The sequence below is a fragment of the Ornithinicoccus halotolerans genome, from assembly GCF_009602535.1.
Lineage (GTDB): Bacteria > Actinomycetota > Actinomycetes > Actinomycetales > Dermatophilaceae > Ornithinicoccus > Ornithinicoccus halotolerans.
In genome coordinates this window covers 1-20,854 of the sequence record NZ_WIQI01000048.1, presented here as the reverse complement: position 1 = coordinate 20,854, position 20,854 = coordinate 1, and the positions used below count along the sequence as shown (strand labels likewise).

General features: G+C 74.6%; 20 protein-coding genes. 14 read left to right on the top strand and 6 right to left on the bottom strand.

Annotation, left to right across the window (positions count from 1 at the left end):
* Positions 1-88: 88 nt before the first annotated feature.
* Complete coding sequence (locus GFJ45_RS09730) at positions 89-772, bottom strand: MOSC domain-containing protein (RefSeq protein ID WP_228386797.1); 684 nt, start codon at positions 770-772, stop codon at positions 89-91.
* Positions 773-923: 151 nt separating this feature from the next.
* Between GFJ45_RS09730 and GFJ45_RS17000 the strand changes: the two genes are divergently transcribed.
* The 5 genes from GFJ45_RS17000 to GFJ45_RS09705 all read left to right on the top strand — a co-directional run bounded on the left by GFJ45_RS17000 (position 924) and on the right by GFJ45_RS09705 (position 5,814).
* Positions 924-3,695 (top strand): S8 family serine peptidase, encoded by a 2,772-nt coding sequence (locus tag GFJ45_RS17000; protein ID WP_153396621.1) that lies wholly within the window; start codon positions 924-926, stop codon positions 3,693-3,695.
* 125 nt (positions 3,696-3,820) lie between these two features.
* A complete protein-coding gene (locus tag GFJ45_RS09720; RefSeq protein ID WP_153396619.1) occupies positions 3,821-4,225 on the top strand; it encodes an SRPBCC family protein in 405 nt (134 codons plus the stop codon).
* Between the two features lie 9 nt (positions 4,226-4,234).
* The gene (locus GFJ45_RS09715; RefSeq protein WP_153396617.1) at positions 4,235-4,909 is read left to right on the top strand and encodes a Maf family protein; all 675 of its coding nucleotides are present in this window, start codon (positions 4,235-4,237) and stop codon (positions 4,907-4,909) included.
* Between the two features lie 67 nt (positions 4,910-4,976).
* Complete coding sequence (locus GFJ45_RS09710) at positions 4,977-5,408, top strand: hypothetical protein (RefSeq protein WP_153396615.1); 432 nt, start codon at positions 4,977-4,979, stop codon at positions 5,406-5,408.
* A gap of 34 nt (positions 5,409-5,442) precedes the next feature.
* Positions 5,443-5,814 (top strand): VOC family protein, encoded by a 372-nt coding sequence (locus GFJ45_RS09705; RefSeq protein ID WP_153396613.1) that lies wholly within the window; start codon positions 5,443-5,445, stop codon positions 5,812-5,814.
* A gap of 9 nt (positions 5,815-5,823) precedes the next feature.
* On the opposite strand, the gene GFJ45_RS09700 is transcribed toward GFJ45_RS09705, so the two are convergent.
* Both GFJ45_RS09700 and GFJ45_RS09695 read right to left on the bottom strand, forming a co-directional pair.
* Complete coding sequence (locus GFJ45_RS09700; protein ID WP_153396610.1) at positions 5,824-7,407, bottom strand: acyl-CoA carboxylase subunit beta; 1,584 nt, start codon at positions 7,405-7,407, stop codon at positions 5,824-5,826.
* Positions 7,408-7,429: 22 nt separating this feature from the next.
* Positions 7,430-8,614: an acyl-CoA dehydrogenase family protein gene (locus tag GFJ45_RS09695; protein WP_153396608.1), complete on the bottom strand. Its 1,185-nt coding sequence runs from the start codon at positions 8,612-8,614 to the stop codon at positions 7,430-7,432.
* Between the two features lie 66 nt (positions 8,615-8,680).
* Here GFJ45_RS09695 and GFJ45_RS09690 point away from each other — a divergent pair, with 66 nt between their 5' ends.
* Together GFJ45_RS09690 and GFJ45_RS09685 are read left to right on the top strand one after the other, a co-directional pair.
* On the top strand, positions 8,681-9,106 hold the full coding sequence (locus tag GFJ45_RS09690) for a MerR family transcriptional regulator (protein WP_153396606.1): 426 nt from the start codon (positions 8,681-8,683) through the stop codon (positions 9,104-9,106).
* A 45-nt stretch (positions 9,107-9,151) separates the two neighbouring features.
* Positions 9,152-9,487 carry a DUF4190 domain-containing protein gene (locus tag GFJ45_RS09685; protein WP_153396604.1) on the top strand — a complete coding sequence of 112 codons (336 nt, stop codon included), beginning with the start codon at positions 9,152-9,154 and terminating at the stop codon, positions 9,485-9,487.
* 48 nt (positions 9,488-9,535) lie between these two features.
* Here the strand turns inward: GFJ45_RS09685 and GFJ45_RS09680 are convergent, their stop codons facing one another.
* Positions 9,536-10,876 carry a short-chain fatty acid transporter gene (locus GFJ45_RS09680; RefSeq protein ID WP_153396629.1) on the bottom strand — a complete coding sequence of 447 codons (1,341 nt, stop codon included), beginning with the start codon at positions 10,874-10,876 and terminating at the stop codon, positions 9,536-9,538.
* Between the two features lie 112 nt (positions 10,877-10,988).
* Between GFJ45_RS09680 and GFJ45_RS09675 the strand changes: the two genes are divergently transcribed.
* On the top strand, positions 10,989-12,767 hold the full coding sequence (locus tag GFJ45_RS09675) for an acetyl/propionyl/methylcrotonyl-CoA carboxylase subunit alpha (RefSeq protein ID WP_153396602.1): 1,779 nt from the start codon (positions 10,989-10,991) through the stop codon (positions 12,765-12,767).
* 39 nt (positions 12,768-12,806) lie between these two features.
* Here the strand turns inward: GFJ45_RS09675 and GFJ45_RS09670 are convergent, their stop codons facing one another.
* A complete protein-coding gene (locus GFJ45_RS09670) occupies positions 12,807-14,216 on the bottom strand; it encodes an NAD(P)H-quinone dehydrogenase (RefSeq protein WP_153396600.1) in 1,410 nt (469 codons plus the stop codon).
* A gap of 23 nt (positions 14,217-14,239) precedes the next feature.
* On the opposite strand from GFJ45_RS09670, the gene GFJ45_RS09665 reads away from it, so the two are divergent.
* A complete protein-coding gene (locus GFJ45_RS09665) occupies positions 14,240-15,076 on the top strand; it encodes a purine-nucleoside phosphorylase (protein ID WP_407670389.1) in 837 nt (278 codons plus the stop codon).
* Between the two features lies 1 nt (position 15,077).
* On the top strand, positions 15,078-16,790 hold the full coding sequence (locus GFJ45_RS09660; RefSeq protein ID WP_228386796.1) for a phospho-sugar mutase: 1,713 nt from the start codon (positions 15,078-15,080) through the stop codon (positions 16,788-16,790).
* A gap of 27 nt (positions 16,791-16,817) precedes the next feature.
* Here GFJ45_RS09660 and GFJ45_RS09655 read toward each other — a convergent pair whose 3' ends face one another.
* Positions 16,818-17,438 carry a hypothetical protein gene (locus GFJ45_RS09655; RefSeq protein ID WP_153396598.1) on the bottom strand — a complete coding sequence of 207 codons (621 nt, stop codon included), beginning with the start codon at positions 17,436-17,438 and terminating at the stop codon, positions 16,818-16,820.
* A gap of 43 nt (positions 17,439-17,481) precedes the next feature.
* Here GFJ45_RS09655 and GFJ45_RS09650 point away from each other — a divergent pair, with 43 nt between their 5' ends.
* From GFJ45_RS09650 to GFJ45_RS09635, 4 genes are all read left to right on the top strand, one after another.
* Positions 17,482-18,123 (top strand): uridine kinase family protein, encoded by a 642-nt coding sequence (locus GFJ45_RS09650; RefSeq protein WP_228386795.1) that lies wholly within the window; start codon positions 17,482-17,484, stop codon positions 18,121-18,123.
* A gap of 179 nt (positions 18,124-18,302) precedes the next feature.
* Positions 18,303-19,232 carry a hypothetical protein gene (locus tag GFJ45_RS09645; RefSeq protein ID WP_153396595.1) on the top strand — a complete coding sequence of 310 codons (930 nt, stop codon included), beginning with the start codon at positions 18,303-18,305 and terminating at the stop codon, positions 19,230-19,232.
* Positions 19,233-19,243: 11 nt separating this feature from the next.
* A complete protein-coding gene (locus GFJ45_RS09640) occupies positions 19,244-19,885 on the top strand; it encodes a DUF4129 domain-containing protein (RefSeq protein WP_153396593.1) in 642 nt (213 codons plus the stop codon).
* On the top strand, positions 19,882-20,854 hold a 973-nt coding region (locus tag GFJ45_RS09635; protein WP_194288606.1), incomplete at its 3' end, for a DUF4350 domain-containing protein. The genes GFJ45_RS09640 and GFJ45_RS09635, both read left to right, overlap by 4 nt.

Genomic DNA, 20,854 nt, shown 5'->3' with positions numbered 1-20,854 from the left:
TGAGCTATGAGAGCGTCTATCAGGAGGCCGAGGAAGATCGGAGGCGGGCGTTGCGTGAGCTGCTGGCGTTCGTGGAGGCCACTCCGCGTCAGCCGCGGGCCGCCGCCCGCTCCGCCAGCGTGGCGTGGACGTCGGGCCGCAGCGCGCCGGCGTCCAGCACCGCCCGGGTGGCTGCCCGGTCCCCCATGAGGGCGCGGAAGACCAGCGGCACGTCGACGCCGTGCCCGGGCACGTCCAGCACCCGTAGCCGGTCCCCGGGCCGGACCGGGCCGGGCTCCAGCACGGCGGCGTAGGCGCCGGTGCGCCCGCGCTCGGCGAACCGCCGGACCCAGCCGCGCACTCCCATCCGCTCGGCGAAGGTGGCGCACGGCACCCGCGGGCCGGTCACCTCCAGCACCGCCTGCTCCCCGACCGCCAGCCGGGTGCCGACCCGCCAGCCGTCGACGTCCACCCCGGTCGTGGTGAGGTTCTCCCCGAACGCACCCGGCGGGAGCGGCAGCCGCAGCGGCGCGGGCAGCCGCTCACCGGCCAGCTCGCCGCTCCAGTGCGCCAGCTCCTCGGCCGCGACCAGGTACACGGCCTGGCTGTCCCCGCCGTGGTGCGGGGTGTCCCCGATGACGTCACCCACCGCCCCGCTCACGCCCTTGGCCACGCCTGGTGCCCGCAGCCACAGCTCGGCCGCCGGGCGCTTGTCGATCCCGGTCCGGCCGCACCGGTTGGTCGCGGTGGGGCGGGACCGGCCGAGGTTCACCGAGAGCACCGACGGGGTCACGGCGCCACTATCGCAGTGGCCCGGTGCTGGCCACGCGCTGCACACCCGCTGAGCGTTGTTTTAACAAATCGTTACGCCGCAGGCGGTAGATCGGACGCTGTCGTCCGTCAGGATGGTGCGCACCCATCCCGTTCCTGACAAAGGAGCACGCATGCAACACCGACCCCACCCCTGGCGGGAGCACAGCGGGGCTCGCCGGCTCCTCGCCGGTCTGGGGGGCGCCGCCCTGCTGGCCGCGGGGCTGACCCCCGCGGTCGCGGCCGACCCCACGGAGGAGCGCACCCTCGGCACCGCGTCCGAGCACGGCGTCGAGCACCCGGTGACCGCCGAGACGCCGGAGGGCGTCACGGCGGTGCCCAACTCCTGGTTCGTCCAGCTGCAGGGGCAGCCCACCGCGGCCGGCGGCACCGTCAGCCAGGTCCGCGCCACGCAGCGGGCGTTCGAGCGCGAGGCTCGCTCCCTGGGCGCCGAGGTCGCCGTGGCCGAGCGCTTCGGGACCGCCTGGCAGGGCGTGACCGTGCGCGGCTCGGAGGCCCAGGTCCGCAAGGCAGCCGGCGCCAGCCAGGTCGAGGCGGTCTTCCCGGTCACGGTGGTCGAGGCGCCGGAGCCGCTGGAGGGCGAGCGGCCCGACCTCACCTTCGCCACCGCGATGACCGGCGCCGACATCGCCCAGAGCGAGCTCGGGCTGACCGGTGAGGGCGTCAAGGTCGCCGTCATGGACACCGGCGTGGACTACGACCACCCGGACTTCGGCGGCAACGGCTCCCCCGACAGCACCGAGTTCCCGACCGAGCGAGTGGCCTACGGCTACGACTTCGTCGGGGACGACTACAACGCCGACGCCAGCAGCGACAGCTACCAGCCGGAGCCGAACCCGGACGGTGACCCCGACGACTGCCAGGGTCACGGCACCCACGTGGCCGGCATCGTCGGTGCGAACGGCGAGCTGACCGGGGTCGCGCCCGAGGTGACCCTCGGCGCCTACCGGGTGTTCGGCTGCGACGGGTCCACCACCTCCGACATCATGCTGCAGGCGATGGAGCGCGCCTACCAGGACGGCATGGACGTGCTGAACATGTCGATCGGCTCGGCCTTCGCCACCTGGCCGCAGTACCCGACCGCCGTGGGCAGCGACAACCTCGTCGACGCCGGCATGGTCGTGGTCGCCTCGATCGGCAACTCCGGCGCGGCGGGGACCTGGTCGGCCGGCGCCCCGGGCGTCGGCGAGAAGGTCATCGGCGTGGCCTCCTTCGACAACACCCACTTCGAGGCCAACGCCTTCACCGTCACCGTCGACGGCGAGGAGGTCGCGGTGCCCTACGTGGTGGGGTCACCGGCGCCCGAGCCGCCGACCTCCGGCACCGCGACGCTGTCGCGGCTGGGGGACCCGGGCAGCACGGCGGCGCAGCTGTGCTCGCCGACCGAGCAGGACCTGTCGGGCACCGTCGTGCTCGTCGAGCGCGGCGGGTGCACCTTCCACCTCAAGGGCGTCCACGCCCAGCAGGCCGGCGCCGCGGGCGTAATCCTCTACAACAACGCCCCGGGCATCGTGAACCCCTCGCTGACCGGTGAGCCGCCGGTCGAGATCCCCTATGCCTCGATCTTCGCCGAGGACGGGCAGCTGCTGGATGACCTGGTCACCTCCGGCGAGACCGAGATCACCTGGACCGACCAGACCGTCGTGGCGCCGAGCCCGACCGGCGGCCTGATCTCCAGCTTCAGCTCCTACGGCATGACCGCCGAGCTGGACCTGAAGCCGGACATCGGCGCCCCCGGCGGCAACATCAACGCGCCGTACCCGCTGGAGCAGGGCGGCTACGCGGTCCTGTCCGGCACCTCGATGGCGGCGCCGCACACCGCCGGCGCGGTCGCCCTCCTGCTGGAGGAGCGCCCGGACACCGCCCCCGAGGACGTGCGGCCCATCCTGCAGAACAGCGCCGACCCGGCCCCGTGGAGCCTCGCGCCGAGCGCGGGCTTCCCGGAGCCGGTCCACCGGCAGGGTGCGGGCATGCTCGACATCGACGACGCGGTCCTGGCCACCACCTCGGTGTCCCCGGGCAAGCTGTCGCTCGGCGAGTCGGTCGAGGGCGGTCACGAGGTCACGCTGACGCTGCGCAACGACGGTGACAGCGACGTCACCTACGCGGTCGGCGAGCAGGGCGGCGTGGCCACCGGCGGCAACCCGAACGACCCCACGTTCTACGGGCCGCTGGCCACCGTCGACGGACCGGAGTCGGTCACCGTGCCGGCCGGCGGCTCCGCCGACGTGACGCTGACCATCCACGACAGCGGTGAGGACGTGCTGGCCCAGTACGGCGGCTGGATCAGCTTCACCGCCGAGGACGCGCCACAGCTGCGGGTGCCCTACGCCGGCTTCGACGGCGACTATCAGGACGTGTCGCTGCTGGACCACGCGGTCTTCCCGACGATGGCGACGCTGACCGGCTGCGACCGGTTCATCGGCGTGGACTGTGTCAAGGACGGCTCGTGGAGCCTGCCCGAGGAGGGTGAGACCCCCACCTACTCCATGGAGGACGGCGACGTCCCGACGGCGCTGGTTCACCTGGTGCACCCCGCCCAGCGGGCGACCTTCCGGGTCTACCACGCCACCGAGGACGGCACCAAGGGCCGGCCGGTCCACAAGGTCTTCTCGGTCGCCATGGCCGAGCAGTTCCTCGGCCGCTCCGGCGGGCCCAACGCGTTCACCGCCTGGGCCTGGGACGGCACCCGGTCGCACAACCACGGCAACGACAAGCGCAAGCAGGTCCCGGACGGTGACTACGTCCTGGAGCTGACCGTGGTCAACGCCCTGGGTGACGCCGGCAACCCCGAGCACGTCGAGACCTGGACGAGCAGCTCGTTCACCATCGACCGCCCGGACGACGGCGGCCCCGGCAAGGGTTACGGCAAGGGCAAGGGCTGACCCAGCCCTCGCCTGCCCGCCCGCGGCCCACGTCCCCTCCCGGGGGCGTGGGCCGCTGCCGTCCCCCACGCCGGGACGTGGGTGCGGCCGGACAGCGCCACCCGCGAAGCACGAAGGAGGAGCCGATGACCCGACCGGTGCCGTTCCCGGTGCCTCCCGAGGTCGCCTTCGACTATCTCGTGGACCCGGCACGCCGCCCCGAGTGGCAGTCCTCGCTGCGGGACGTGCGCGCCGTGAGCGACGCGCCGGCGCGCGCCGGCACCACCTGGACCGACGTCACGGTGGTCGGCGTGCGGCCGCGGATGACGCTGAGCCGGCTGGACCGGCCGCGCCGGTGGGAGGAGGTCGGGGCCTGGCACGGCGTCACCGCCTGGCTGCGGCTGGACTTCGTGGCAGCCCGGGACGGCTGTGAGGTGGTGCCGACCTACCGCGTCCGCGCGCGGTGGGGGCTGGGCCGGCTGCTGACCCTGGTCGCGGGACCGGCCGTGCGGGCGGACCTGCGACGGGCCGCCCGGATCCTCGGCCGGTAGCCTCGCGCCGTGACCCGGCTCCTGCTCGCCTCCGCCTCCCCCGCCCGACTGGCCACCCTGCGCAGCGCCGGCGTCGAGCCCCTGGTCCAGGTCTCCGGGGTCGACGAGGACGCGGCGCTGCGGAGGGCCGAGGCCCGGCACGGCCCGCTGGACCCGGTCGACGTCGCGCTGACGCTGGCCCGCGCCAAGGCCGAGCGGGTGGCCGCGGACCTTGCCGGCCCGGACCCGCGCGAGGCACTGGACGCGGCCCGGCCGATCGTGCTCGGCTGCGACTCGGTCCTGGAGCTGGACGGGGAGGTGCACGGCAAGCCCACTGACGCCCACCAGGCCATCACCCGATGGCGACGGATGCGCGGCCGCAGCGGCGTGCTCCATACCGGCCACTGGCTGGTGGATCTGCGCGCCCCCGACGACGGCGGCAGCGGCCGGCAGACCGGGGCCACCTCGTCGACGACCGTGCACTTCGCGAACCTGTCCGAGGAGGAGATCGAGGCCTACGTCGACACCGGCGAGCCGCTGCGGGTCGCCGGCGCGTTCACCGTCGACGGCCTCGGTGGTCCCTACGTCACCGGCATCGAGGGCGACTACCACACGGTGGTCGGGGTGGGCCTGCCCGTGCTCCGCGACCTGCTCGCCGGCCTCGGCGTGCCCTGGCACACCCTCCGGGCGCCGACGACGGGCTGAGTCCCCGATGCTCCGCCGGTGCCCGCTCCGGGCTGCCGCCGGCGCACCCGGACAGTAGGTTGCTGCCATGCACGGTGACCTGCCCGACGACACCCACCGCACACCGCCGGACGTCGACGAGACGACCGTCGAGGCGCTGGGGAAGCTGAGCGAGGCGCTGGAGACGGTGGAGCGCGCCCGCGGCCACCTCTACACCTTCCACCAGCTGACCGGATCGGCCGACTTCGCGCTCGGTGACGCGGTGGCGCTGCTGCGGCAGGCGGGCCACACCGAGCTGGCTGACCGGCTGGACACCGAGCTGCTGGGCCGCAACGTGGTGCCGGGCCGCTGGACCTTCCAGCTCGTGGAGGAGTACGACGACGGCTACTGGTCGCTCTTCCGCGGCCTGGAGCAGGACGCGCGGGACCGGCTCGCCGGCGGGACGCGGCACCTGCACGAGGCCCGGCTCAAGGAGCAGCGCCGCTCCCCCGGCCAGCCGGGCCACGAGGCCACCCCGTAGCAGCGCCCGCCCGGGGCGAGTACTGTCGGCGGGCATGGCCCCCATCGCCCGCTTCTCCCTGGCCGCCCTCGACTGCCCGGACACCGAGGCCCTGGCGCGGTTCTACGCCGAGATCACCGGCTGGGAGGTCAGCCCGCACGACGACGACTCCTGGGTCGAGCTGGCCCGGGAGGACGGGGCGACGCTGGCCTTCCAGAAGGTGCCCGACCACACCGCCCCCACCTGGCCGGAAGGCGAGCGCCCGCAGCAGCTGCACCTGGACTTCGACGTGCCCGACCTCGACGAGGGCGAGCGGCAGGTGCTCGAGATCGGTGCGCGCAAGGCCGACCACCAGCCCTACCCGGACAGCTTCCGGGTGTTCCTGGACCCAGCCGGGCACCCGTTCTGCCTGGTCAAGGCCGGCTGACCCAGCGGCTCAGACCGGCGGGACCCCGCGGCGCTTCTCCGCGAAGTGCCGGTCCCGCCCAGCGGCGTAGCGCAGCCGGCGCAACAGCTCGGCGCGCAGGTCCTCCGCCTCGACGACCTGGTCGATCACCAGGTCCGCGGCGAGCCGTTCCAGGTCGACGTCGGCGAGGTACTCCTCCCGGCGGGCGGCGACGAAGGCCTCCCGCTCGGCCTCGTCCTCGATCGCCGCGATCTTGTTGGCGTAGACGGCGTTGACGGCCGCCTCCGGGCCCATCACCGCGATCTTGGCCGTCGGCAGCGCCAGCGTCGCGTCGGGTCCGAAGCCGGGCCCTCCCATCGCGTACAGCCCCGCTCCGTAGGCCTTGCGCAGCACCACGCAGAACTGCGGCACCGTCGCCTCGGAGACGGCCGAGACCATCTTGGCGCCGTGCCGGATGATGCCCCCGCGCTCGACCTCGCTGCCGATCATGAACCCGGGCACGTCGGCCAGGTACAGCAGCGGGATGTTGAACGCGTCGCACAGCCAGATGAACCGTGCCGCCTTGTCGGCCGAGTCGGTGAACAGCACCCCGCCCTTGACGGCGGAGTTGTTAGCCAGCACCCCGACCGTCTCCCCCGCCATCCGGGCCAGGCCCACGACCAGCTCGGGGGCGAACAGCGGCTTGATCTCGAAGAAGCTGTCGGCGTCGACGAGCCCGTCGATGACCTCGTGCACGTCGAACGGGCGCGACTCGTCCTCCGGGACCGTCCGCCGGGTCAGCGGGAGCACCGGCTCCTCCGGGTCGTACCGCTGCGGACCCGAGCGCCAGCTGTCGGGCAGGTAGGAGAAGTAGAGCCGCGCCAGCTCGATGGCCTCGGCGTCGTCGGCGGCCAGCAGGTCGCCCACCCCGGAGACGGTGCAGTGCATCCGGGCGCCACCCATCTCCTCCAGGGAGACCCGCTCCCCGACGACCATCTCGGCCATCCGGGGGCTGCCCAGGTACATCGAGGCGTTCCCGTCGACCATGATCACCAGGTCGGTGAAGCTGGGGATGTAGGCACCGCCGGCCGCCGACGGGCCGAACAGGCAGCACACCTGCGGCACCTTGCCCGAGAGCGCCACCTGGTTGTGGAAGATCCGTCCCGCGCCGCGCCGCCCGGGGAACAGCTGGACCTGGTCGGTGATCCGGGCGCCGGCGGAGTCGACGAACCAGAAGACCGGCAGCTCCTCCCGCAGCGCGGCCTCGGTGGCGCGGATGATCTTCTCCACGGTCCGCGCCCCCCACGAGCCGGCCTTGACGGTCGGGTCGTTGGCGACCACGATCACCGGCCGGCCGTCGACCTCGCCGCGGCCGGTCACCACCCCGTCGGCCGGCAGCCCGTCGGCGGTGGCGTTGGCGTAGCGGCCGTCCTCGACGAAGCTGTCCTCGTCCACCAGCAGCGCGATCCGGTCCCGGACGTACAGCTTGCCCTGCGCCGCCAGCTTGGCCCGGCCCCGCTCGGTCGGCGCTGCCGAGGCGGTGTGGGCGGCCTCGAACCGGCGCCGCACGTCGGCCACCCGCGGGTCGGACCCGTCTGCCACCGCGGGCGGCTGCTGCGCAGCGTCGTCAGCCATAGCACTCATCGTGCCAGCGCCGTCAGTCGCTCGGGAGGCCGAGGCCGCGGGCGATGACCATGCGCTGCACCTCGGAGGTGCCCTCCCCGATCTCGAGGATCTTGGCGTCCCGGTAGAACCGCGCCACCGGGAACTCCTCCATGAAGCCGTTGCCACCGAACAGCTGGGTGGCGACCCGGGTGGAGCTGACCGCCGCCTCGGTCGAGTAGAGCTTGGCGACCGCCGCGGCCTGCTTCACCTCGGCGATGCTGCGCCGGCCGGCCTCCTGCTCGTCCTTGAGCCAGGCCGCCTTGTAGGTGAGCAGCCGCGCCGCCTCCACCATCACCGCCAGGTCGGCGACCTGGAACGACACGCCCTGGTTGACCCCGATGGGGCGGCCGAAGGCGACCCGCTCCTTGCTGTAGCTGCTCGCCTCCTCCAGCATCCGCTGCGCGCAGCCCACCGCGAGCGCCGAGATGGCGATGCGCCCGTCGTCCAGCGTCTTGAGGAACTGCTTGAACCCCTCGCCGCGGCTGCCCAGCAGGTTCTCCTCCGGCACCCGGCACCCCTCGAACGTCAGCCCGTGGGTGTCGGACAGGTGCCAGCCGAGCTTGCGGTAGGCCGGCTCCACGATGAAGCCGGGCGTGCCGGCCGGCACGCAGATGGCGCTCAGCTCCGGCCTGCCGTACTCGCGCTGGCCGGTGCGGGCGGTGACGGTGACCACGGAGGTGATGTCGGTGCCGGAGTTGGTGATGAAGGACTTGGCACCGTCGATCACCCACTGCCCGTCCTCGAGCCGGGCCCGGGTGCGCGCCGCACCGGCGTCCGAGCCCGCCTCCGGCTCGGTCAGGCCGAACCCGGCCAGGGTCCGGCCGGCCACCAGGTCCGGGAGCCAGCGCTCCTTCTGCTCCCGGGAGCCGTAGGTCAGGATCGGGTTGATCCCGAGGCCGACGCCGGCCGACAGCGTGATCCCGATCGACTGGTCGACCCGGCCGAGCTCCTCGATCGCCAGGCACAGGTAGGTGAAGCCGCCCTCCTCCAGGCCGGCCCCGCCGTACTCCTCCGGGGCGTTCAGGCCGAACAGGCCCAGCTCGCCCATCTTGGGCACCAGCTCGGCCGGGAAGTGGGCGGCCGCGTCCCACTCCTCGACGTGGGGGGCGACCTCGGCCTCGGCGAAGTCGCGGACGAGGCGGCGGAACTCCTCGTGGTCCTGGGTCAGCTCGAACATCGGCGGTCGGGCCCTCTCGGCAGCAGTGCTTGACGTTGACGTCAACGTAAAGCACGATCTCCGGTCATGACAAGCGAGCGGACGTGGACGATCGCCGAGCTCGCCGACGAGCTCGGCGTCACCCACCGCACGCTGCGCCACTACGAGCAGCTGGGCCTGCTCTCCCCCGAGCGGCGCGGCCCGCAGCGGGTCTACCGGCGGGGCGACCGGGTCCGCCTCGAGCTGATCCTGCGGGGGCGGCGGCTGGGGTTCGGGCTGGCCGAGATCGGGCGCATCATCGGCATGTACGACGAGCAGCCGGGCGAGGTGGGCCAGCTGCGCTACCTGCTGCAGCGAGTCGCCGAGCAGCGAGCGCAGCTGCAGCAGCGCCGACACGACATCGACGCCGCCCTCGCCGAGCTGGTCGAGGTCGAGCGTCGCTGCCTGGCCGACCTGCGGCAGCTGGCCGGTGAGCCCGCCGCCCGGCAGCCCGGCCAGGAGCGGGACCGGTAGTAGCGTGGCGCCGGGTCGACCACCACGGGAGAGGACACCGGGACGATGAGCACGCCACCGTACGGGTACCAGAGCGCGCCGCAGTACCAGCCGGGCGGGCCGACGCCCGAGCGCGACAACAGCTTCGGCGTCATCGCCCTGGTCTGCGGGATCCTCTCGCTGGTGGTGTGCGGGCCGCTGGGGATCGTGGCGATCATCTACGGCCGCAAGGCCGCCGCCGCGGAGGCGGCCGGCACCGCCACCAACGGCGCCATGGGCACCGTCGGCTTCTGGCTGGGCGTGGTGGGCCTGGCGCTGACGGTGATCGTGATCGTGGTCATGGTGGTGATGCTGGCGCTGGGAGTCGCCCTGCTCCCGGCGGCCATGACCACCAGCTACTGACGGGCGCCGCCGGCAGCCGGCGGCCGTCGGCCACCGGCGGCGTGGCTCTCAGAGGCTGGCCAGCACCATCGTCACGCCGAACACCACGCCGGTGACCAGGAGCGTGACGGTGGTGAAGCCCATGACGTCGCGGATCTGCAGCCGGGCGATCGCCAGCATCGGCAGCGCCCAGAACGGCTGGATCATGTTCGTCCACTGGTCGCCGTAGGCGATCCCCATCACCACGATCGCCGGGTCGACGCCGAGCTGCTGTGCGGCGTCGAGGAAGATCGGCGCCTGCACCGCGAACTGGCCGCCGCCGGAGGGCACGAAGAAGTTGACGATTCCGCCGGCGAGGAAGCTGAACAGCCCCAGCGTGGTCTCGTTGGAGATCGAGACGAAGAAGTCGGAGAAGACCTGGATCAGCCCGGTCGCGGTCATCATGCCCAGGATCCCGGCGTAGAGCGGGAACTGCAGCAGGATGTCGCCGACGTTGCCGGCGGCCCGGGCCACCAGCCGCCCCAGCTCCCGCGGGGACTTGACCAGCAGCAGGATCAGGCACAGGAAGGTCCAGTTGACGATGTCCAGGGTGAGCACGAACCCCTCCTGGACGAACCAGATGACCAGGTAGGCCAGCAGCAGCAGGCCGGCCAGCAGCGTCACCAGCCGCATGCTGTCGATCCGGTCAGCGGGGGTGGGGCCCTCGGTGGTCGCCACCAGCTCGACGTCCTCGTCCTCGGCGAGCGCGGCGCCCTCGGGCAGCTCGATCACCTGGTCCCCGCGGCCGGGGGCCAGCAGCCCCATCGCGGCGACGACGACCACGACGGTGGCCAGCACGGCCAGCAGGTTCCAGCTGGAGAAGATGGTCTCGGTGACCGGCAGCACCCCGCCGAGCTGCTCCTCGACGAAGCTGTCCGGGGTCGCCGCCGCCAGCGGCCCGGAGCCGGAGTAGCCCATGTGCCACACGACGAACCCGGAGTAGCCCGCCGCGACCAGCAGCGGGTAGTGCAGCCGCAGCCCCCGCTCACGGCCCACCCGGGCCACCTCGATCGAGAGCAGAGCCGCGACGACCAGCCCCAGCCCCCAGGTCAGCAGCGACGCCAGCGCCGCGCACAGCGTGACGAACCCGTAGGCCTGCACCGGGGTGCGCGGCACCCGCGCCAGCCGCACCAGCAGCCGGCGCACCGGTCCGGTGTGGGCCAGCACGTAGCCGAGCAGCAGCACCAGCGAGATCTGGGTCATGAACGCCAGCAGCCCGGTGAGGCCGTCCCCCCAGGCGCGGACGACGTCGACCGGCCCGGAGTCGGTGATGCCGAGCGCGAGCAGCGCCACCACGAAGGTGAGCGTCACGGCGAAGATGAACGCGTTCGGCAGCCACCGTTCGACCAGCCGGACCATCGGTTGGGACATCGTGCGCAGCACGGCAGGACCTCCTCGTCAGCCTTCGGGTGCGCAGGACACTGTAGAGCCCGGCCCGAGCGGGTCCGTGAGGGCGCTCCGGGGGGCGGCTAGGCTGCGCACCATGCCGATCAGCAAGGTCCTCATTGCCAACCGCGGCGAGATCGCCGTGCGCATCGCCCGTGCCTGCAAGGACGCCGGACTGGGGTCGGTCGCGGTCTACGCCGACCCGGACCGTGACGCCCTGCACGTGAAGGTCGCCGACGAGGCCTACGCTCTCGGGGGCAACACGCCAGCCGACTCCTACCTGGTGCAGGAGGCGCTGATCGACGTCGCCCGGCGCTCCGGTGCCGACGCGGTGCACCCCGGCTACGGGTTCCTGGCCGAGAACGCCGCCTTCGCCCGGGCGGTCACCGACGCCGGGCTAACCTGGATCGGCCCCCCTCCCGAGGCGATCGACGCCCTCGGCGACAAGGTGCGAGCCCGCCACATCGCGACGGCGGCCGACGCGCCGCTGGTGCCCGGCACCCAGGACCCCGTCGGCAGCGCCGAGGAGGTCGTCACCTTCGCCGAGCAGCACGGGCTGCCGGTGGCGATCAAGGCCGCCTACGGCGGTGGCGGGCGCGGGCTGAAGGTGGCCCGCACCATGGCCGAGGTCCCGGAGATGTACGACTCGGCGGTGCGCGAGGCGGTCGCCGCGTTCGGCCGCGGCGAGTGCTTCGTCGAGCGCTACCTGGACAAGCCGCGGCACGTGGAGACGCAGTGCCTGGCCGACCAGCACGGCAACGTCGTGGTGGTCTCCACCCGGGACTGCTCGCTGCAGCGGCGGCATCAGAAGCTGGTCGAGGAGGCGCCGGCGCCGTTCCTGACCGAGGCGCAGCGCACCGAGCTGGTGCGGGCCTCGACGGCGATCCTGAAGGAGGCCGGCTACGTGGGCGCCGGCACCTGCGAGTTCCTCGTCGGCCAGGACGGCACCATCTCCTTCCTCGAGGTCAACACCCGGCTGCAGGTGGAGCACCCGGTGACCGAGGAGGTCACCGGCATCGACCTGGTGCGCGAGCAGTTCCGGATCGCCGACGGCGAGGAGCTGGGCTACTCCGCCCCGGAGGCGCGCGGCCACAGCATCGAGTTCCGGATCAACGGCGAGGACGCCGGGCGCAACTTCCTGCCGGCCCCCGGCACCGTCACGGCGATGCGGGTGCCCAGCGGGCCGGGCGTGCGGCTGGACAGCGGGGTGGAGACCGGTGACGTGATCTCCGGGGCGTTCGACTCGATGCTGGCCAAGCTGGTGGTGACTGGTCGTACCCGCCGGGAGGCGCTGGAGCGGGCCCGCCGCGCGCTCGAGGAGTACGAGGTCGAGGGGATGCCGACCGTGCTGCCGTTCCACCGGGCGGTCGTCACGGACCCCGCGTTCGCCCCCGAGGACCCCCGCGAGGCGTTCCGGGTCCACACCCGCTGGATCGAGACCGAGTGGGAGAACACCGTCGCCCCGTACGCCGGGCCGGGCACCGACGCCGACACCGATGCCGAACAGGAGGAGCGGCAGCAGGTGGTCGTCGAGGTCGGTGGCAAGCGGCTGGAGGTCTCGCTGCCGGCCGGGCTGGCGCTCGGCGGCGGGGCCGGTAGCGGCCGGCGCAAGGCCCCCAAGCGCAGCCGCACCGCCGGTGGCGGCGCCGCCGTCTCCGGCGACACGGTCACCGCCCCCATGCAGGGCACCATCGTCAAGATCGCCGTCGAGGAGGGCCAGCAGGTCGCCGAGGGCGACCTGGTCGTGGTGCTGGAGGCGATGAAGATGGAGCAGCCCATCGCCGCCCACAAGGCCGGCGTGGTGACCGGGCTCACCGCCGAGGTGGGCCAGACCGTCAGCAACGGCGCGCCGCTCTGCGACCTGGTGGACGGCTGAGCCGGGCCGTTCGCCCGTCCCCCTCGCAGCGCGGTGCTGCTACTCCTCCAGGGAGTGCAGCTGGCGGGCCGCCTCGGCCAGCGAGCCCGACATCGAGGGGTAGACGGTGAAGGTGGCGGCGAACTGGTCGACGTTGAGCCGGGTGGCGACCGCGAGCGCGATCGGGAAGATCAGCTCGCTGGCGCGCGGGGCCACGACGACGCCCCCGAGCATGGTGTTGCTGCCGTGCCGGGCGAAGATCTTCACGAACCCGTCGCGGACGTTCTGCATCTTGGCCCGCGGGTTGCGCGCCAGCGGCAGCATCACCGAGCGGGCGTCCACCCGGCCCTCGTCGACGTCCTGCTGGCTGATGCCCACGGTGGCGATCTCGGGATCGGTGAAGATGTTGGAGCTGACCCGGCCCAGCGCCAGCGGCGCAACGGCGTCACCGAGGGCGTGGGCGATGGCGATCCGGCCCTGCATGGCCGCGACCGAGGCCAGCGGGAGCACCCCGGTGCAGTCCCCGGCGGCGTAGACGCCGGGCACGCTCGTGCGCGAGACCCGGTCCACCTCGATGTGCCCGGACGGCCGGAGCCGGACGCCGGCCTCGGCCAGGCCCATGGCTGCGGTGTTGGGCACCGAGCCCACCGCGAGCAGCGCGTGGCTGCCCTCGACGGTCCGTCCGTCCTCGAGGGTGACCGCCACGCCGTCACCGTCGCGCTGCACGGCCGCGGCGCGGGAGCGGTTCAGCACCTCCATGCCGCGCCGGCGGAACACCTCCTCCACCACCGTCGCGGCGTCCGCGTCCTCCCCCGGCAGCACCCGGTCGCGGGAGGAGACCAGCACCACCTCCGAGCCGAGCGCCAGGTAGGCGTGCGCCAGCTCGGCACCGGTGACGCCAGAGCCGATGACGACCAGCCGCTCCGGCAGCGCCGGCAGGTCCCAGATCTGCTGCCAGGTCAGGATCCGCTCCCCGTCCGGGACGGCGGAGTCCAGCACCCGGGGGCTGGCGCCGGTGGCCAGCAGCACCACGTCCGCCCGCAGCTCGTGCTGCTCGCCGCCGGCCTGCTCCACCGCCACGGTGTGCGGGCCCTGCAGCCGGCCGGTGCCGTCCAGCAGCCGCACCCCCGCCGAGCCCAGCCGCTCCACGATGTCCCGGCTCTGCGCCTGCGCCAGGTGCATGATCCGGGTGTTGACGTCCCGCAGCCGCGCGGTCACCCCCTGGTTCTGCGGTGCCCCCTCGAACCCGACCCCGATGGTCTGGGCGGCGGTGAACCGGTCCATGAAGTCGCCGGTCGCGATGAGGGCCTTGCTCGGCACGCAGTCGGTCAGCACCGCCGCGCCACCGACCCCCTGCCGCTCCACCACGGTCACCTCGGCGCCGAGCTGGGCCGCCGCCAGCGCCGCCTCGTAGCCGCCGGGTCCGCCACCGATCACCACGACAGAGGTCTGCGCACTCACAGGTCCCATCCAACCATCGTTACCCTGACCGCGTGATCGCACCGTCTGAGCACGACCTGTCCGACCCCGCCACCGACCCGGCCGTCGTGGCCCGCGCCGCCGCGGCCGTCCTCGCCGAGCGGACGGGGGCCGAGCGGCACGACGTCGCCCTGGTCCTCGGCTCCGGGTGGGGCCCGACCGCGGACCTGCTGGGCCGCACCGTCGCCACCGTCGACAACACGGAGCTGCCGGGGTTCACCGCAGCCGCCGTCGCGGGCCACCAGGGCCAGGTCCGCTCGGTGGAGATCGAGGGTACCGACCGCCGCGCGCTGGTCTACGGCACGCGCACCCACTTCTACGAGGGCCGGGGGGTACGCAGCGTCGTGCACGGGGTGCGCACCGCCGCCGCGGCCGGCTGCTCCACCATCGTGCTGACCAACGGCTGCGGGGGTCTCAACCCGGACTGGACACCGGGCACGCCGGTCCTGATCCGCGACCACATCAACCTCACCGGCCAGTCCCCCATCGAGGGGGCCACCTTCGTCGACCTCACCGACCTGTACACTCCCCGGCTGCGCGAGCTGGCCCGCGAGGTGGACCCGGACCTGGACGAGGGCGTCTACGTGCAGTTCCGCGGTCCCCACTACGAGACTCCGGCCGAGGTGCAGATGGCGAAGGTCATCGGCGGCGACCTGGTCGGCATGTCGACGACACTGGAGGCCATCGCCGCCCGGCAGGAGGGCATGGCGGTGCTCGGCGTCTCCCTGGTCACCAACGCGGCGGCCGGGATCAGCGCCGCCCCGCTGTCGCACGAGGAGGTCATCGAGGCGGGCCGGGCGGCGGCGGACCGCTGCGGACGGCTGCTGGCCGAGATCGTCGGGAGGCTCTGACGTGGCCAGGGGCCAGGGACCGGACCGGCTGGAGCGGCTGCTGGAGCAGGCGCGTGCCTGGACCGCCGACGACCCCGACCCCGTCACCCGCGAGGAGCTGAGCGGGCTGGTCGAGGCCCGTGACGAGGCGGCCCTGGCGGAGCGGTTCGCGGGCTTCCTGGAGTTCGGCACGGCCGGGCTCCGGGGCGCGCTCGGCGCCGGGCCGCACCGGATGAACCGGGCCGTGGTGATCCGCGCGGCCGCCGGCCTGGTCGGCTACCTCCGGGCCGAGGTCTCCGCGGCCCCGACCGTGGTGATCGGCTACGACGCCCGGCACGGCTCGGCACAGTTCGCGCAGGACACCGCGGCCGTGGTGACCGGCGCCGGGGGTCGCGCGGTGCTGCTTCCGCGGCCGCTGCCCACGCCGGTGCTGTCGTTCGCGACCCGGCACCTCGGCGCCGACGCCGGGGTCATGGTCACCGCCAGCCACAACCCCCCGCAGGACAACGGCTACAAGGTCTACCTCGGTGACGGCTCCCAGATCGTGCCGCCGGTCGACGAGGCCATCGCCGCCCGCATCGACGCGGTGCGGGCGGTCGCCGACGTGCCCCGCGCGGACGAGGGCTGGGAGGTCCTCGGCGAGGAGGTCGTCGACAGCTACCTGGAGCGCGCCGCCGCCGTGGTCGCCCCGGAGGCGCCCCGCGCGGTGCGGATCGTGCACACCGCCCTGCACGGGGTCGGCTCCGACCTGGTCGCCGCCGCCCTCACCCGCGCCGGGTTCCCCGCCCCACAGCCGGTCCCCTCCCAGGCCGACCCCGACCCCGACTTCCCGACCGTGCCGTTCCCGAACCCCGAGGAGCCCGGGGCGATGGACGCGGCGCTGGAGGTCGCGGCGCGGCTGCGGCCGGCGCCGGACCTGGTGCTGGCCAACGACCCCGACGCCGACCGGTGCGCGGTCGCGGTGCCCGAGGGCGAGGGCTGGCGGGTGCTGCGCGGCGACGAGGTGGGCTTGCTGCTCGGGGCGCACCTGGTGGCCCGCGGCGGCGACCTCGCCGACCCGGCCGCAGAGCGTCGGGTGCTGGCCCGCTCCATCGTCTCCTCGCGCATGCTCGGTGCCGTCGCCGAGGCCGCCGGCCTGCCGTCGGCGGAGACCCTCACCGGGTTCAAGTGGATCGGCCGGGTCCCCGGGCTGGCCTACGGGTACGAGGAGGCGCTCGGCTACTGCGTCGACCCCGCCACCGTCCCGGACAAGGACGGCATCACCGCCGCGCTGCTGGTCGCCGAGCTAGTGGCCGGCCTGCGGGCGCGGGGCCGCACCGTGCAGGACGCCCTGGACGACCTCGCCGTGGCCCACGGGGTGCACCAGACCGACGCCTTCAGCGTGCGGGTCCAGGACCTCGCCCAGGTGGCGCCGGTGCTGCAGCGGCTGCGCGAGCAGTCCCCGCAGCTGCTCGGCGGGGTGCCGGTGGCCCGCGCCGAGGACCTGTCGGAGGGGGCCGGCGGGCTGCCACCGACGCCTGGGCTGCGGTACACCCTCGCCGACGACACCCGCGTCATCGTCCGGCCCAGCGGGACCGAGCCCAAGCTCAAGGTCTACCTCGAGGCGGTCGTCGCGGTTGGCCCGGACAGCCCGGACGGCTCGGGCGACCGGGAGCGGCTGGCCGGCGCCCGCGCCGAGGCCACGGCCCGGCTGGCGCGCACCCGGGAGGCGATGGCCGAGCTGACCGCGCTGTAGCAGCCGGCACGGGCGGCGGGCGGGCCGCTACACCAGCAGCGCGAACAGCACCAGCACGGTGGCGACGCCGAGCGGTGCCAGCGCGGCCGGCGACCAGCGCTTCTCGACCGCGACGTCCGCGCGGGGGGCGGACTCCCGGCGCCACTGCCGCCACGCGGTCTCGACGTCACCGGCGACGGCCTCGGCGTGGGTGCCGCGGCCGCTGCGGGTGCGGCGGGTGGCGTCGGCGAAGCTGTCCAGGTCCCGCTCCTTCGGTGGGCGCAGGTGCCGCCGGACCGGCACCGCCCAGGCGCTGTGCGTGGTGCCCTCCTCGTCGACCAGCTCCAGCGCCCACTGGTGGCGCACCTCGGCCAGCCGCTCGAACGGTACCCACACGTCGGTGACCAGGTTCCTCAGCAGCACGCCGCCGGCCTCCAGCCGGGCGGTGGGCCGCAGCAGCACCACCCAGGTGACCGCGAGCACGCAGGCCGCCACGACCAGCGGGACCAGCGCCCCGGCGCCGCGGGCGCCCTCGGCCTGGGCGGTCAGTCCCCCGACCACCAGCGTGCTCGGGACCAGCAGCCAGCCGATGACCTGGGTCGGGAGAGTCCGGTAGCTGCGCGGGAGCTCCGGGCGCGGGGCCGGCTGGCCGGGGCTGGACGGGGGCATGGTCTGCCGATTCTACGGGCCGTGGCGCTCCTACACTGGCCGCGTGCCCCCTCCCCCGGCCCCGGCTGCGACCGCGCGCGTGCTCGTGCTGTGCGGGCCGAGCGGGGCCGGCAAGTCCCGGCTCGCCGAGCGGCTGCACCGCCGCTACGGCTGGCCGGTGATGCAGCTGGACGACTTCTACCTGCCCGCCGGGGACCCCGGCCTGCCGATGAGCCCCTGGGGCGTGCCCGACTGGGACGACGCGGCCTCCTGGGACCTGGCCGCGGCGGTCGAGGCGCTGGGGACGCTGTGCCGCACCGGCGTGGCGCGAATACCGGTCTACGACATCGCCCGCTCCGCGGTGACCGGCCACCACACGCTGCGCCTGGACGGGTCCGACACCGTGGTGGCGGAGGGCATCTTCGCGGCGCACACCATCGGCCCGCTGCGGGAGCGCGGCATGCTGCTGGCCGGCTGGTGCATCCGCAACCGGCCGTGGCTGACGTTCGGCCGCCGGCTGGCCCGTGACCTGGCCGAGCGGCGCAAGCCGCCGCTGACGCTCTGGCGGCGCGGGCACACGCTGCGCCGCACCGAGCCGGCGATCGTCCAGGGTCAGCTGGCGCTCGGCGCAGAGCCGATGACCGCGCAGCAAGCCGAGCAGCGCTGCCGGTCCCTGGTGGGGCCGGCGCGGGAGGGGACACGATGAGCGAACGACCACCGCCTCCCCCCGGCGACCCGGGCTGGGGCGCTCCGGGGTGGGGCCCGCCGACCGGTCCGCCTGCGGGGCCGCCGCTTCCTCCGCCGGCCGCGCCACCGGGGCCTGGCTGGGGTGGCCCGCCCGGCCCTCCGTCCTGGCAGCAGCTGCCGCCCGAGCAGCTGGCCCGGATGCACCAGCCGGGGGTGGTGCCGCTGCGCCCACTCACGGTGGGGGACATGTTCGGGGCCGCGCTGCGCACCATGCGGCGCAACCCGGAGGCCACCCTCGGGCTGGCGGTGCTGCTGCTGGCGCTGTTCCTGGTGCCGAGCCTGCTGGCCAGCGTCGCCCTGGCGCGCACGGCGGTGCTGTCGCAGCTGGACGTGGAGGTGCTCACCGCGCTGCTCCCGGCGGTGCTGGCGTCGCTGGCCGCCTACGCGCTGAGCGGGTTCGTCGTCTACGTGGTCAGCGAGGCCGCGCTCGGCACCAGGGCCGGGATCGGTGACACCTGGCGCGCGGTGCGCGGCCGCATCCCGGCGATGATCGGGGTGTTCCTCATGACCTCGACCGTGGTCGTGCTGGCCACCGCGGTGATGCTGCTGCTGGTCGGCCTGGTGGTGGTCCTGGAGGAGGCCCTCGGGGTGGCGGCGACCGTGCTGCTGGTGGTGCTGCTCCTGCTGCTCACCGTCCCGCTGCTGATGTGGCTGACGGTGCGGCTGGCCTTCGGGGTGGTCGTCGTCGTGCTCGAGCGGGTCGGCCCGCTGCGCGGCATCGCCCGGTCCTGGCGGCTCACGTCCGGCTGGCAGGCGCTGCGGGTGCTGGGCATCCTCATCCTGGCCTCGCTGGTCACCGGGACGTTCAGCCTGATGGTCTCCGGCCCGGTCGGCCTCGTTGTGGTCGGGCTCACCACCCAGCTGGTGACCGACCCGCAGCTGCAGCTGACGCTCACCGTGATCGCCGACCACCTGGTGCAGCTGGTGGTCAACGCCGTCACCACGCCGTTCACCGCGGGGGTGACCGCGCTGCTCTACCTGGACCAGCGGATCCGTCGGGAGGGACTGAACCTGGCGATGACGCGGGCCGCCCAGGAGCGCGCCGCCCGGTCCGCCGGACGCCGGTGAGCGTGCCAGCCGTGGCGGGCGGCCTCGACCCGGACCGTGACGAGGCGCGGCGGCTGCTCTCGGAGGAGCTCGCCCACCCGGACTACCACCGGCCCGCGTCGCTGGTCGAGCGCGCCGTGACCTGGGTCGTCGACCTGCTCGGCGACCTGCTCGGGGCGCTGGGGCTGGCCGGCGGCCCCGGCCGGCTGGCCGCGGTCCTGCTGGGCGTCGTGCTGCTGGCGGCGGCGCTGACCGCCTGGCTGACCGTCCGCGGCCGGCTGCGGTCCCGCGCGCTCGCGCGGACGCCGCGCGGCGGGGTGCTCGAGGACCCGGCGCTCACCGCCGCCGACTACCGCGCCCGGGCACGGGAGGCCGCCGACCGTGGCGACTGGGACGGCGTGCTGCTGGACTCCTACCGGGCGACCGCGGCCGACGCCGACGAGCGCGCCCTGCTGCCGCCCTCCCCCGGCCTGACTGCCCACGAGGTAGCGGCCCTGCTGGCCGGCTCCTTCCCCGACCACGCCGCTGCGCTGCGCCGGGCCGGTGACCGGTTCGACGCAGTGCGCTACGGCGGGCAGCGCGCCGGGCGGGACGCCGCCGAGGAGGTCCGCGCGCTGCAGGCCGAGCTGGCCGGCCAGCGGCCCGCCGCCGCGACGCGAGGGGTCGCCCGGTGAGCCGGCGGCTGCTGCTCTGGGTGGGCGTGGTGCTCGCGGTGGCCATCGCGGGAGCGCTGGCCACCGGCCTGGCCGGGCCGGTCAGCCGGCCCCTGGACCCCAGCAACCCTGACGACGACGGGCTACGGGCGCTGGCTCAGGTGCTGGCGGAGCACGGCGTCCAGGTCGAGGTCGTCCGCGGCGCCGGCAGCGTCGGCGCCGCGGACGTCGGGGCGGGCACCACGGTGCTGCTGGAGTCGACCGAGCTGCTCTCCGGGGAGCGCGCCCGCGGCCTGCTGCGGGCCAGCGCCGGGGCTGACCGGCTGGTGGTGCTGCAGCCGCACGCGCGGGTCGGGGAGCTGCTGGACCTGCCGGTCCGGGGACGGCAGCGCGCCACCGACGAGCCGCTGGCGGCCCACTGCGAGCTGGGTGGCTGGCGCTCCGGTGACACCATCGTGGGCGCGTCGGTGCTGCTGGAGGTCGAGGCCGGGGCCGGCGAGCAGGACGCGGCCGGCGAGGGCGGCAGCGTCGGGACCGACGTCACGGTGTGCCTGCCGCCGTCGGCCTCCTTCGACCAGGGCGGCCGCAGCGCCGGCTACCTGCTCGGGTTCCCCGCCGTGGCCGACCGGCCGGAGACGCTGCTGCTGGGCTTCGCCCCCGCGCTGACCAACGCCCGGGTGACCGAGGCCGCCAACGCGGCCGCCGGGCTGCGGCTGCTGGGTGGCTCCCCCCGCCTGCTGTGGGTGGTGCCCACGCCCGCTGACGGCGGTGGCGAGGACCCGCAGTCGCTGCTGGACGTGCTGCCCCGCGCGGTCGCGCCGTCGGTGGTGGTGCTGCTGCTGGCGCTGGGCGCGCTGGCGCTGTGGCGTGGCCGCCGGCTGGGCCCGCTGGCCACCGAGCCGCTGCCCGTGGTGGTGCGGGCCGCCGAGACGGTCCGCAGCCGGGGGCGGCTCTACCGGCGGGGCCGGGACCGCGGCCACGCGCTGCGCG